At 70.5% G+C, this 13,282-nt stretch carries 9 protein-coding genes; 2 read left to right on the plus strand and 7 right to left on the minus strand.

Annotation, left to right across the window (positions count from 1 at the left end; genetic code table 11):
- Both CYFUS_RS24105 and CYFUS_RS24110 read left to right on the plus strand, forming a co-directional pair.
- Complete coding sequence (locus CYFUS_RS24105; protein WP_095987364.1) at positions 1-3,774, plus strand: type VI secretion IcmF C-terminal domain-containing protein; 3,774 nt, start codon at positions 1-3, stop codon at positions 3,772-3,774.
- Positions 3,771-4,301, plus strand: coding sequence for a hypothetical protein (locus tag CYFUS_RS24110; protein WP_095987365.1), 531 nt, complete (start codon positions 3,771-3,773; stop codon positions 4,299-4,301). The genes CYFUS_RS24105 and CYFUS_RS24110 overlap by 4 nt, the downstream gene beginning before the upstream one ends.
- A 3-nt stretch (positions 4,302-4,304) precedes the next feature.
- Here the strand turns inward: CYFUS_RS24110 and CYFUS_RS24115 are convergent, their stop codons facing one another.
- The 7 genes from CYFUS_RS24115 to CYFUS_RS24145 form a co-directional block, all read right to left on the minus strand.
- The gene (locus tag CYFUS_RS24115; RefSeq protein ID WP_095987366.1) at positions 4,305-6,272 is read right to left on the minus strand and encodes a phage tail protein; all 1,968 of its coding nucleotides are present in this window, start codon (positions 6,270-6,272) and stop codon (positions 4,305-4,307) included.
- On the minus strand, positions 6,273-6,497 hold the full coding sequence (locus CYFUS_RS24120) for a hypothetical protein (protein WP_095987367.1): 225 nt from the start codon (positions 6,495-6,497) through the stop codon (positions 6,273-6,275).
- 28 nt (positions 6,498-6,525) lie between these two features.
- Positions 6,526-8,457 (minus strand): hypothetical protein, encoded by a 1,932-nt coding sequence (locus CYFUS_RS24125; RefSeq protein WP_095987368.1) that lies wholly within the window; start codon positions 8,455-8,457, stop codon positions 6,526-6,528.
- A gap of 206 nt (positions 8,458-8,663) precedes the next feature.
- Positions 8,664-9,956 (minus strand): type VI secretion system contractile sheath domain-containing protein, encoded by a 1,293-nt coding sequence (locus tag CYFUS_RS24130; RefSeq protein ID WP_232537738.1) that lies wholly within the window; start codon positions 9,954-9,956, stop codon positions 8,664-8,666.
- Positions 9,956-11,029: a 3-deoxy-7-phosphoheptulonate synthase gene (locus CYFUS_RS24135; protein WP_095987369.1), complete on the minus strand. Its 1,074-nt coding sequence runs from the start codon at positions 11,027-11,029 to the stop codon at positions 9,956-9,958. The genes CYFUS_RS24130 and CYFUS_RS24135 overlap by 1 nt, the downstream gene beginning before the upstream one ends.
- Positions 11,030-11,080: 51 nt before the next feature.
- Positions 11,081-12,097, minus strand: coding sequence for an endolytic transglycosylase MltG (mltG, locus tag CYFUS_RS24140; RefSeq protein ID WP_095987370.1), 1,017 nt, complete (start codon positions 12,095-12,097; stop codon positions 11,081-11,083).
- An 84-nt stretch (positions 12,098-12,181) separates the two neighbouring features.
- Positions 12,182-13,273 (minus strand): DUF2891 domain-containing protein, encoded by a 1,092-nt coding sequence (locus CYFUS_RS24145; RefSeq protein WP_095987371.1) that lies wholly within the window; start codon positions 13,271-13,273, stop codon positions 12,182-12,184.
- Positions 13,274-13,282 lie beyond the last annotated feature (9 nt).

Raw genomic sequence — 13,282 nt, forward strand, 5'->3', positions numbered from 1 at the left:
GTGGGGTGGCTGCTGAACGTGGTCGTGTCGGAGTCATTGAGCGCGGCGGATCCAGCCAAGGCGATGGAGGCGGGAGCGCAGTCGGTCGCCGCCAGTGAGTCCGCGTTCCGGAAGTTCTGGAACGCGGTGGGCCCCTACGTACCCTGGGTGCTGTTGTTGCTGGGCCTGGCGCTCGCCGTGTTCCTCGGCTGGAAGCTGGTGAAGTGGTGGCGCGCCCGGCGCGCGGCCGCTCCGGCCGCCAGTGGCCCTCCGCCCATGGCTACCCAGCGCCTGGTGCACGTGCGGCGCACCTTCCTCAATGGACTGCCGCTCGCCCACCGCGCCGCCGTGGTGGATCTGCCCACCGTGGTGGTGTTCGGACCCGCGGGCAGCGGCAAGACGAAGCTCATTGGCCTGGACGTGGACTGGCAGCGCCAGGCGCGCCAGTACCTGCCCAGCTACACGTCGGATCCACTGCTGCAGATGTACCTGGGCCCCGACTGCGTGGTGCACGAGGTGTCGGCGCCGCTGCTCGAGGACGAGACGCTGTCGGCCCGGACGGCCCTGCGGCGCATGTGGGGCAGGAGCTTCAGCCACCGCCAGCAGGGACTGGCCGTCATCGTCCTGGACGTGCGCTGGCTGTCGGATACCCCGCCCGACGAGCAGCGGCGCTTCGCCCAACTGCTGCGCGGCAAGCTCAACCTGATGTCCGAGGCGAGCCGCGGTCCGGTGGAGACGCGCCTGTGCCTGACGAACATGGACGGGCTGGAGGGCTTCGAGGACTTCGCCCGGCTGCTCAAGACGCATGGCGCGGCGCTCGCCTTCGACATTCCCCGGCAGGGCGAGGAGGACGGGCTGTCCTCGCTGCTGCGCAACCAGGAGCAGTACCTGGCCCTGGGCCTCACGTCGCTGCCCGTGGACTCCTTCGAGCGGCTGGAGCGCTTCTACTCGCAAGGGGGGCGCTCGTTCTCGGGGCTCGGCCGCTTCGTCACCGCGCTGCTCGAGGGCGATACCCTCTCGTTCAAGCCGCTGCTCTCGCGTGTCTACCTCTCCTCGCTGACGCCCGAGGCGCGCGCCAGCGGCACGCTGTCCGTGGTGGCCGCGGAGGGCGCCAACGACTCGATGCGCAAGCTGTACCTGCGCACCCACCTGCGCCGCGCCGCGGGCATCGCCGCGGTGTGCTGTCTGCCCGTGCTGGCCGCCTACGCGAACTTCTACCTGTTGCTCGACGACGCCCAGGACGAAGTGACGGTGCTCGAGGAGACGGTGACGCAGCTGCGCGAGCAGGGGCTGGAGGGCAGGGGAGAGGTCGTCGAGGGCCAGGTCAACAAGGCCGCCGAGGCGCTGCTGCACCTCGAGCGCGCCGAGCGCTGGTGGCCGCCCCTGGAGACCAGCTTCCCCGACGAGACGCTGGAGCTGCGCCAGCGCCTGGCCAGTGGCATCCGGGAAATCCACCTGCGGCCCGCGCTCGAGCGCTGCCGCAAGCAGCCCCAGGCCTGCCGCCCCGAGCAGGTCGTGTATCTGCTGGCCACCCTCCACGCCTCGAATGGGGACGGTCTGGGCACGTTCGTGATGTCCAACCTCCAGAAGGGCTCGCGCCGGTTCGGCTCCAAGTCCGCCGCGCCGGACACGCTGTCCGGTGCGTCCCACCGCACGTGGATCTCCGCGCTCGAGCTGAGCGAGCCGCTGATCGCCACCTACATCCTCGCCAGTGATCAGCCCTGGGAGCGCACGCCGCCGTGCCGCCGCGACACGACGGTGCAGCTGTCCAACAACGAGGAGGTCTGGTCCTGCTGGCCCCTCGCGGAGCGGCTCACGTTCGAGAGCCAGCTCAAGCCCTGGTTGGATCACCTCCGCTTCCTGCGCCGCTCCCTCGAGGCCGGCCCCCGGGGCATCGCCGAGTTCGACCTGCGCCGCGAGGAGCGCGAGCGGCTGCTCGCGCAGCTGGCCGACCTGGACGTCTACGCGTCCCTGCCCACGCTGCTCAACCTGTTCGACGCCTCCACGGTGCAGGTCAACACGCGCTACTTCCAGGGCATCGAGACCACCGTCGACGTGCTCGAGTGGTTGCGCAACAACCGGGAGGCGCTCACGGCGGTGCTGCGCATGGAGGATGATGCCTACTCGGGGCTGCTCGCGGTGCGCAAGATGGGCGCCTCGGAGCTGCTCACCCGGGATGGGCTCTGGCTGCCGGGCAGCAACAAGGGCCCCTACCGCATCGAGCTGCTCCAGGAGTCCTTCGAGTTCGTTCCCGAGAAGCTCTCCCGGGAGCTGCTCCAGAAGGAGCTCGACATCCAGGAGGCCAATGGCCAGCTGACCGTGAACGCCCAGGCCGCCGTGCGCCCGGGGGCGATGGTGCTCAGCCGTACCGCCTTCGAGACCGACTTGAAGCCCCTGGTGGATGACTTCACCCAACGCATCAAGAGCGCCCAGCTCCCCACGGACGAGGCCGCCCGGCGCTCCCAGTACGTGCAGAAGCGCGTGAACGGGTTCTCCCAGGGCTACCGCGATGGCCTGTTCCACACCGTGGACCAGTACCGCTTCAACACCTCGCGCAAGCTGCTCATCGACGAGCTGGGGCGGCTGTCCCAGCCCTCCTCCGGCCAGGTGGACATGCTGCGCGAGGTGGCCGAACGGGCCAACCTGGATCCGCTCGAGGGGCCCTACTACGAGCCGCTGCGCAACGCCGTGGCGCCCTTCCGCCCCGTCGTGCAGCTCATGGTGGCCGACAAGAGTGGCTTCTATGCCGCGCTCGCCCCCTACCAGGCGCTCGTGGCGCAGATGCGCGACGAGCTGGATGCCGGAGCCAAGGCCAAGAGCGCCAAGGACGCGGCTGCCAAGGACGCGCCGGCCCCCGACAAGGAAGCGGCGCCCGAGGACGGCACCGCGACCGATGCCCAGCTGTCGGAGATGATCACCCCGCTGGAGAAGGTCGCCCTCGCCATGCTGCTCGAGGAGGAGGGCTCCTACCTGCGCAAGGCCCAGGCGTGGCTGGACTCCCAGGGCATCACCGGCGAGTTGCGCCAGCCCTTCCTCGCGCCCTTCCTCACGGTGCAGCGCCTGGGCAAGGAAGAGCTGGAGAACACCCTGGGGCGGGAGTGGGAGGAGGCCTCGTCGCGCATGTTGCGGCCCCTGCTCACGCGCTACCCCTTCAACCCCGACGCCAAGGAGGACGTGGATCCGAGTGAGCTCGAGGTGCTGCGCCGCAAGGATGGCGCCTTCTGGCACTTCGTGGAGCAGGTGTACTCGCGCGTGTGCGTGGAGCGGGGCACCCAATGGGCGCTGCGCGGCACCCTGCGTGACAAGCTACAACTGCCCGAGTCCCTGCTGCCCACCCTCAGCCAGGTGGCGCGGCTGTCCAAGCTGCTGTGGGACGACGAGGGCCGCCCTCGGCCGCTCATGCTCAAGGTGCAGCCCCAGCCCCTGCCGCCCCCACCGATGCCGGGGGTGTTCGTCACCATGTCGTCCCTCAAGTGTGGCAAGACGACCGCCTACGGCTTCAACCAGAGCCCCTCCTGGCAGGACTTCCCGCTCAACTGGTGGGATCAGCAGGTGTCCTCCATCGTGTTGGAGCTGCGCTCGCCCTCGCGCGATGATCCCAAGTTCTTGTCCCTGCCCTGGAATCGCTCTATCTGGAGCTGCTTCCGTCTCTTCGAGGAGGCCCTGGTCACGACCGATCAGCGCCGCCAGTGGAGCCTGGTCCTGCAGGGGAACAACGTGAACAAGCGGGGAGTGGACATCAGCTTCGGCCTCAAGGGAGACCCGTGGGTGCCGTTCCGGGAAGTGCCGCGATGAGCGCGCGTGGACGCGCGTGCCTGGGCCTGCTGGCGCTCGTGCTGGGGGCCTGTGGGCCGAGTCAGATCAACATCGCCGTGAAGTCGCCCGTGGGCACCAACATGGGCCGGCCCCTGTACATGCTCGTGCGGCAGGTGGACCCCAAGCAGTACGCCAACGAGGCGTACTCCGAGGTCGCCGCCCGCGTGGGTGTTCCGGACACCACCGTGTTGCAGACGGCCGTCATCTACCCGGGCACCATCCAGCGCTTCCAGGTGAAGGCGCCCAAGGAGGGCTCGGTGGCGCTCTCCTTCCTCTTCACCGCGCCGGACGGCAACTGGCAGGTGCTGCTCAGCCCGCCGCTGGCGAGCGCGGTGGACGTGGAGCTGGCCACGAGCCGCATCCTGCGCGACACCATTCCCCAGGGTCCCTCCCTGGACGAGCCCCCGACGGCCCCCGAGGGCGCTCCGGAAGTCAAACCGCCCGAGGCCCCCAAGGCGCCGGAAGCTCCCAAGGCACCGGAAGCCCCCAAGCTCGGCGGCAAGTAGCGCTCAGCCCGTCAGCTCGCGCACCCGGGTCTCGGTCCTTCCCATCACCGAGTCCACCTGGGTGCGGGCCTGCTCCACCACCGGGGCGAAGGGGCTGTTGTCGCGCAGCGAGGCCTCCAGTGTGTCCAACGGCACGAGGAGCCGCTCCTTCGTCGAGTCCACCTGACCGAGCATTCCGTCGAGCTGTTCGGCCGCGGGAGCTCCCACGCTCCCGGCCCGCTGGGTGAAGGCGCCGAGCACCTGATCCACCTGCTGCGTCACCGTGGTCTCGATGCGCTCGATGCCCTCGCGAGCCCCGGCGAGCGCCGAGTCCACCGTGCCGCCGATCGCGTCCAGGCCGGAGCGCACCCGCTCCTGGGCGGCGGCGAGCTGCTGCTCGAGCTGGGCCTCCACCGCCGCCACCTGATCGGCCGCCGCCTGGACTCCGTCCGCGAGGGTCTGCTGGAGCGTCGCGAGCTGCCCGCTCACCAGCTCCTGGAGGGACTCCACGCGCGTGGCCACCTGGGCCTGCATCGCCTCCACCTGGCTCACCACCTGGTCGCGCGCGGTGCCGATCTGCTGCGTCACCTGCGCCACCAACTGCTCGGCCTGGGTGACGGCCTGATCGATACCGCCCTGCACCGACTCGGTCAGGGATTGAATCTGTTGCAGGAGCTGCTCCTGCATCGTCTGCACCTGCTGCACCGCCTGCGCCTGGACCTGCTCCACCTGGGAGATGACCTGATCCTGCACCGTGGTCATCTGCTGACCCACCTGCGAGGTGAGGGTGCCGAGCTGGGTGGAGATCTGCGTCACCACCTGTTTGATGGCCTGGACGGCGGGATCCACCAGTGGCTTGGGGAGATCCGCGGCGGGGATGGCCTCCAGCATCTGCACCGCCCGGGCCAGCAGCGACTCCAGCGTGCCCACCAGCGTCTTGAACAGGGTCTGGAGTTGCTCGAGCTTTTCGGGCAGGGCGGTGAAGATGGCCTGGAGCTGCTTCTCCAACTGCTCGAGCGTGTCCGTCAGCCCGTCGAACACCTTGAAGGCGGAGTCGATCGCCAGGCGCGCCGGGGCCTGGATGGACTCGAAGGTGGTGAGCGCCGTGCTCATCAGCGCGTCGATGGCGCCGACGCCCTGGGTGATGAGCGTGTCGATCTGCTCGCCCACCTGCTGGAGGAACTGCTCCACCACCTCGAGCTGCTGGCTCAGCGAGCGCATCGGCCCGCCCAGCGTCTGATCCAACGCGTCGAGCATCTGCCCGAGCTGCTGGGCACCCGCCTGGAGGGCGGCGCCGACGGTGGTCTCCAGCGTCTGGAGTACCTGATCCGCCGCCTGGGTGGCGCCCTGCACCTGGGTGCGCAGCGGCTGGAGTCCGGAGCGCAGCTGCTCCACCTGACGTCGCACGGTCGCCTTCGAGGACTCGCTCGCGGATTGGATCTCCTGGTGGAGCTGCTCCAGGGCGGGGAGAACCGGGGCGAGCACCGCCTCGAGCGCGGCGAGCAACCGCTGGACCTCCGCGTCCACGGAGCCGCGCGTGCGCGCCACCTGGCCGGACACCGAGTCCACCGTGGTCGCGAGCTGGGAGTGGGCGCCCTGGAGGTGCGCATCCGTCTCGCTCCCCGTCGTGCGCAGCAGCTCCTGGAGTTGCTGCTCCCGGGCCTCGAGCCCCGCCACCTCCTGCTGGAGCTCCGCCTTGCTCCGGGCGGTGTTGGCGCGCGCCGCCTCCTTGCGCTGCTGGAGACGGGCCGTGCCCTCGCTCAAGAGCGCCTCGCGGCGCCTGGCGGTGTCCTGGCCGAGCGACTCGAGCTGCTGGGCGAAGGAGTCGTGCGAGCCCTTCACCTGCTCCTCCAGGGCATCACACCGCGAGGAGACCGAGGGCGTGAGCTCCTTCACCGAGTCGCGCACGCGCTCCCCGGAGCCGTCGAGCCGCGTGCGCAGGCCCTGTACCTCGTCCGCCGTCTGGTCGAACCGCGTCCACAGCGCCTTCACTCAGGGCTCCAGCTCCGCCAGCTCGGCGTCCAGCGATTCGATCTTCCCCGTCAGCCCGCCGTCCACCGAGGAGACCTCGGGACGCAGGGAGGCGAGCGTCTCTTCCAGCCTGCCCGACAGGGAGTCCACGCCGCCGCGCAGGGGCGTCAGGCGGGCCACCACGCCCGTGCTGAAGGACTCCAGTTGTCCGCGAAGCTCCGCGATTTTCGCGCTCAGTTCCTGCATGGGTGTCCCCCATCCATTCGTTGGTTGCTCACCGCAGCTTCTTCAGCGAGGCCTTGGCCGACTCGCTCGCCGCCGAGAGCTGACCGGAGCCCTGGGACAGCTTCGAGGAGGCGCTCTTCATCCCACTCTTGGCCTTCGCCACCTTGGCGCCCACCTCCGCGCGGGCCGCCTTCATCGCCGTCTTCATCGCCGCCTGGGCGCTCTGCATCTTCGCACGCGAGGCGCTCATCGCGCCCTGGAAGGCCGCCGACGTCTGTCCGAGCGAGTCGCCCACCGACGCCGAGAGGTCTCCCTTGGCGGCCTCGACTTGAGGGGTGACGTCATAGGTGGGCGTGGGCGTCTTCGAGGCCCCGGTCTCCTTCACCTGGATGAAGAGGTTGCCCTCGCGCATGCGGATGACCTGGGTGTCACCCCCCGAGGTGCGCAGCATGCGCCACACGGGCTTGTCCTCCTGGAAGTCATGGGTGAGCGCCGTCTGGCTCGACTTGCTCTCGCCCAGGAGGATCTGATCGCCCTGGCCGGACTGGGGTGTGCGCACGCCTTCCTTCCACGCGAGGAAGCGCAGCAGCTCGGCGCGCTCGTGGTGGAGCGCCACCAGCACCCGGGTGCGCTTGTACGGCGGGAAGAAGAACTGGCCCGGCACGTGCGTGGGCTCGGCGGGCACGCTCACGGTCTTGTTCCACAGGGGGACGGTCATCCGGAAGTCGGTGATCGAGGTCTTCTCGTCCTCGACGATGAGGTAGCGCCGATCCTCGGGCTCGCCGCCCGGGCTGTGCACCAGGCCCTCGACGTGGATGGGGTAGCGGGGGACGCGGTAGGCGGGCAGGGAGACCGCGGTCTCGGAGGTGGACTCCAGCCGCAGCGACATCCGCACCGCGTAGGGGGCCTGGAGGTCCTGCTGCTGCTCGTACGGGCCCGCGCCCTCGGCATGGGCCTCGAAGTCCAGCTCCGCCACCCGCATGTCCTCGCCGAGCCCCGTGAGGGACGCGGGCCAGAGCGAGCCCTCCAGGCGCAGCAGCGCGCCGGGGAAGACATCCACCGTGGGATAGCGTTTGAAGGCGACCTGGAGCTGGCGCTGGTGGAGCTTCAGGCGCGTCTTCTCCAGCTTCTCGCGCTCATCGGCCCGGTTGGCCAGCGGGGTGCGCACCAGCACGTCGTGGAACGTGCCCTGGACGGCCTGGGGTTGATCGATCGGCGTGGTGGTGGGGCCCTGGGCCACGGCGTTGAGCACCCGCGCCCCATGGCGGATGGGCGGCGGCAGGAGCACCCGCGTGCGGTGGATCCGGAGCGGACCGAGCGGCGCCGCCTGACCCGAGGACGGCTTGCTGTCGGCGAAGAGGTACTCGTTCTTCTGGCTGTCGTAGCTGAAGACGCCCTGGTGCGCGTCCACGTACCAGCAGACGTAGTCGTAGAAGCTGACCCCGGGCTCGTCCGCGCCCAACGCCAGGCAGATCATCGGCTGCTTGCGCTTGAGCTCGGTCCAGTCGAGCGCGAGCTTGAGGCTGGCCTTGTGCGCCTCGAGCAGCTCCTTCATGGAGAAGTGGGTGTGCAGCTCGATGGGGCGGTGCTGCCGCCAGAGCACCTGGGCGGCGTCGGCGAAGTCGAGCGTGTAGCGGCGGAAGACGCGATTGGAGCCCTGGACGGTGCCGTGCTCCTCCGCCACCAGGCGGCGGCCGCGCACCAGGCCCTTGAGGACGAGCGGCGCCGGAGGCGAGGTGAGCTCGGGATCCTCCGCGGCGATGGAGACGCGCACCTCGATGAGATCCGGCTTCTGGAAGGCGGTGAAGAGGGGGGCGTCCTGCTTCTCCAGCAAGGTCCAGAAGGTCACCGCCGCGGTGAAGCCATACGAGGCCAGCTGCACCGACAGGTGTTTGATCTGCCCACCGGGGATGGAGAAGGTGCTGCCGCCCGCCGTGAGTGACAACTCCAGCCGGAGATCGTCGTGAAATGTCTTGCCCACCGGCGGTCCTCCCTGTCGCGTCCGGACGCGCCGTTCATCATCGCACATCCCCTCGGTCCGTGCGCCAGTCCCGCGCGCGGCACGAGCTCAACCGCGCAGGGGCAGGGTGAGCTCGAGCTCGAGGCGGGTGCCGGCCAGCTCCGGTGGAAGCGCGGCGCGCACGTGCAGGCCCCGCTCGCCCCGGCCCAGGGACACCACCTGTCCCTTCAGCTCGCAGCGGCGGCCCGGGCCCGCGGGAAGGAACGCGCTCGCGGCGCGGGCGCACACCTCCGAGATGGCCTGGGGAGTGGCCTGGGGGGCAGCCGCTCGGCGACCTCCTGGGCGAGGCGGACGATGCGGCCGGTGAGCAGTTGCGCGGGGAGGGGCGCCGCGTCCCGGCCACCGTACACGGTGGGAGCCGCCGCCAGGTTCACGTCCCGCGAGTCCCACCACCCACTCACCCCCGCGAGGCCCCGCGAGGCCAGCCGCTGCTGCTCCCGGAGGGAGAGGCACGCCTCGGTCGCCACCGGACCCCGTCCCTCCTGGGGTTGCCACGCGGCGGGCGCGCGCACCGCGCTGCCCGGACCCACGAGTCGCGCGAAGGTGTGGGTGTCGCGGAAGCTCGCCGCCAGCAGCGCCGCCACGCCCAGCACGGGACTGGCGAGGCACTCGTCGTGCACCTCTCCGTGCCGCTCGGCGCGCATCACCACCGGGTTGAGCGTGGCGCACAGCCAGCGCGAGGACTCGTCGGCGCGCAGGTGATTCCAGGCGTCCGGGGGGCGGACGTCCTGGGCGCCCGCGAGCCCGGCACCGCCCAGGGACGCGGGGGCGGCCATGACGAGGGGCAACCAGGCCTGCTCTCCCAGCGCGGCGAGCCTCCCCGGGATGGCCGGGTCCTCGCCCACGTCCAGCAGGAAGCAGGCATCGGGACGCTGGAGCGCGGGCCCTTCGAGGCTCGCGGCGAGGGTGTCCACGAGCGCCTCGGGTCCGACGTCCAGCACCTCGAGGTCCATGCCCGCGGAGGCGGGGCATTGCGTCCACAACCAGTGCAGCCCGCGCCAGGCCGACTCCAGCCGGGCCACGAGCGGATGCTGGAGCAGCTCCCGGACGGTGGTGAACAGGGCCTCCTCGACGAGGGCGAGCGAGGCGGAACGGGAGGAGCGGGCGCGCGCCAGTGCCTCGGTGAGGCGGCCCTGGCCCAGCATGTCCCGGAGGTGGGCGGCGTCCTGGGGCGCCAGGGGGCGCGTGCTGGAGATCGCCTCGCGCAGGGCGCTCAGGGCACGCAGCTCCGGCAGGGAGGCGATGAGCGCGGACATCCCGAAGGCGTCCAGCGAGCCGAAGGACAGCGCGTGGGTGCTCGTGTCGCCCGAGCCGATGCGGTCCGGCACGGTGACGCGCAGGCCCGTGGTGGCGCGCCGGAGCTCCTCGGCGAAGGACTGCTCGGTGAGCGGGAAGCGCCTTCCCGTGGGCGAGGGATGGAAGGCGCCGGCGACGAGCCAGCGCACGCGGTTGCCGGACATCACGCCGCGCGGCGCGTGGAGATCACGCCGCGCAGAATCTCATGGGCCTGGCGCAGCATGGTCTCGGTGGTGTTCCAGTCCACGCAGGCGTCCGTCACCGAGCAGCCGTAGCGCAGCTTGGACAGGTCGGCGGGGATGGGCTGGTTGCCCGCCTCGAGGAAGCTCTCGATCATCAGGCCCACGATCGAGCGGTTGCCCTCGCGCACCTGGTGCACCACGTCGCGCATGACGAGCGGCTGCAACTCGGGCTTCTTGCTGGAGTTGGCGTGCGAGCAGTCCACGACGAGGTTGCACGGCAGCTTCGCCTTGGTGAGCGACTGCTCGGCGAGGGTGATGGACACCGTGTCGTAGTTGGGCCGTCCGCCGCCGCCGCGCAGCACCAGGTGCCCGTGGGCGTTGCCCCGGGTGCGGATGATGGCCGACACCCCGTTCTCGTTCAGTCCCAGGAAGCTGTGCGCGTGCGAGGCGGAGAGGATGCCGTTGACCGCCGACTCCAGCGAGCCGTCCGTGCCGTTCTTGAAGCCCACCGGTGTCGACAGGCCCGAGGCCATCTCCCGGTGGGTCTGCGACTCCACGGTGCGCGCGCCGATGGCCGTCCAGGACACCAGGTCGCCGTAGTACTGCGGCGCGATCGGATCGAGCGCCTCGGTGGCGGCCGGCAGCCCCAGCTCGGCCACGTCCCTCAGGAAGCGGCGGCCGCGCTCCATGCCTTCCTCGATGTGGAAGGAGTCGTCCATGCGCGGATCATTGATGAAGCCCTTCCAGCCCGTCGTGGTGCGCGGCTTCTCGAAGTACACCCGCATCACCACGCACAACGTCTCACGCACCTCCGCGGAGAGGGCGAGCAGGCGGCGCGCGTAGTCCATTCCCGCCACGGGATCGTGGATGGAGCAGGGGCCCACGATGACGAACAGGCGCGGATCCTTGCGCTCCAGGATGTCCACCAAGGCGCGGCGGCCGGCGAGGACGGACTCGGCCGCTCGCTCCGTCATCGGGACCCGCTCCTTGATCTCGGCGGGAGTGGCCATGCGGTCGATGCCGACGACATTGAGGTTTTCGGTGCGGGAGGTCATGGGCTCGTCGAGGAAGATGGGGGCCTCGAATGTAACAGGGCCCGGGCGGCACTAATACACGTTGTATTTGCGGCGCAGCGCTTCGTGCTCCTCGGCGTTGCGCGAGGGGTGCAGGCGCCGCTCGGAGTCGTGCAGGTAGTACCAGTACTCGTTGGTCTGGGGGGCGAGCGCCGCCTGGAGCGATTCCACGGTGGGCGAGCCGATGGCGCCCGGAGGCAGGCCCTTGCGATGGCGCGTGTTCCAGGGATCCGTCGTGTCGCGCAGGCGCTGGAGGAAGGCCTTGCGGTCGTTCCACTCGCTCAGGCTGTAGCGCGAGGTGGCATCCACCCCCAGGGGAAAGCCCTTGTCGATGCGCTTCCAGAGGATGCCCGACACGATGGCGCGCTGGGCGGGCACGGGCTCCTCGCGCTCGAGCATGGAGGCCATGACCACCACCTCGTGCAGGGTGCGCTTGCCGCGTGACAGCGCCTCGCGGTGGGGGAGGTAGAAGCGCTCGGCGAAGGTATCGAGCTGACGCTGGATGAGCTCCTCCACGTTGAACGCCCCGGGCACGACGCCATACGTCTCCGGGTAGAGGTAGCCCTCCAGGGTTCCCTGGGGGAGCTGGAAGGGGGCCTTGTAGCGCTCGGGGTGGCTGGCGGCCTCCACGTAGGCCCCCGAGGTGATGAACCCCGCGGCGGCGAGCGCGGCATCGGTGTCGCGCAGGCGCCAGCCCTCGACGATGACGAAGGGCTTGTCCTCGGGCAGCGGGGGAGACTCGAGCGCGGTGGCGATCTCCGCCATCGTCATGGACGGGCTCACCAGGTGACGGCCCGCCTTGGGGGCGAACGCGCCGCGGCGGAAGAGGAACCAGCGCCATATCCGGCCATCATGGATGAGCTTGGCGGAGGCGAGCTGCCGCCCCAGGCCACGACCCGTGGTGCCCTTGGAGACGACGAACTCCACCGTGGGCGCCCCCGGAGGCGCCGCGGCCCGCTGCACTTCCCGTTGTACCCACACCCAGGCGCCACCCGCCGCCACCACGCCGAGGATGACCACCCCGAACAGGACCCATAGAAGACGCTTCATGTGCCCCCAGGTTAGCACCGCCCCGGTGCCCGCATGGGGGCGAAGCGGGCCGGGCGTGCCGTCGTCCGAGGGGCGGACAGGCGCTCAGGGACGGGGCAGGCCCCTGCCGGTCACCAGGTACACCGCGAAGCTGCCCAGCCAGTGCCCTCCCTCATAGTGGGCCCCCGTCACCGACCGGAGTCCCGCCTCCCGGTGGCGCCTCGCCGACTCCTCCAGGGAGCGGCGCCGTTTGTCCTGGGCGGGCAGGCCCGAGAGGATGCCTTCCAGCATCCAGGCCCGGCTCAGGTTCAGACCATCCAGGTGCGCGAGCTTCGGATCGCCCGGATCCGTCACCACCGCCGGCTCCAGCCAGGACGTGCCGCTCTTGGAGGGAATCTCCGGCAGGAAGCCGCTCAGCCAGGTGGCGAAGCGCGCCGGGGGCAGCACGCGCCGCATCAGGTCCGCCTCGGCCAGACAGGGGGAGAGGAAGTCATGCCCCGAGGGCTCATAGGCGAGTGGACCCCGCACATCCCTGCCGTAGAACGTCTCCACGCGCTCGGTGAGCAGCTTCACCATCGCCTCATCTCCGGAGCGCCGGGCCCAATCCAGCACGAGCCCGAAGGCGAAGGCCGTCTGATCATGCTCGCCCACGCGGATGGGCCGCGACAGCTTGGGCAACCACTCGCGCAAGCGCCCGGCCGCGTGCGCCTCCAGGGGTTCGAGCGCGGTGGACCACGCGCGCGCCTGGGGCTCCTCCCACTCGCGCAGCTCCGCCGCCAACTGCAGCAGCCAGGCGAGCCCATAGGGGCGCTCGAAGGACACCCGGCCCGAGGTGCTCAGGTAGCGCACCTCCGCCGCGATGTTCTCGGGCGTCAGGCTCCGGGCCACCGCCTCGCGGGCCCGTGCGGCGAAGGGCGCCTGGGGATGGAGCCGCGCCAGGCGCACGAGCAGCCAGTGCCCATGTACCGAGGAGTGCCAGTCGTAGCACCCGTAGAAGGAGGGGGTGAGCTCGCGCGGCGGGCGCGCGTCCGCGTCGCCGTTCATCACGTGGGCGATCTTGTTCGGGTACTCGCGATGGACACAGGTGAGCGCGAGCTCCGCGAAGCGCGCCGCGGCCTCGTCGCCGAAGTCCGGGGGAGTGGGAGCCTGGGTGCTGAGCGTGGTCACGAGGAGGGCCAGGAGGAAGGTGGACTGCATTCCTCCATT

Origin of the sequence: Cystobacter fuscus, assembly GCF_002305875.1 — a bacterium.
Lineage (GTDB): Bacteria > Myxococcota > Myxococcia > Myxococcales > Myxococcaceae > Cystobacter > Cystobacter fuscus_A.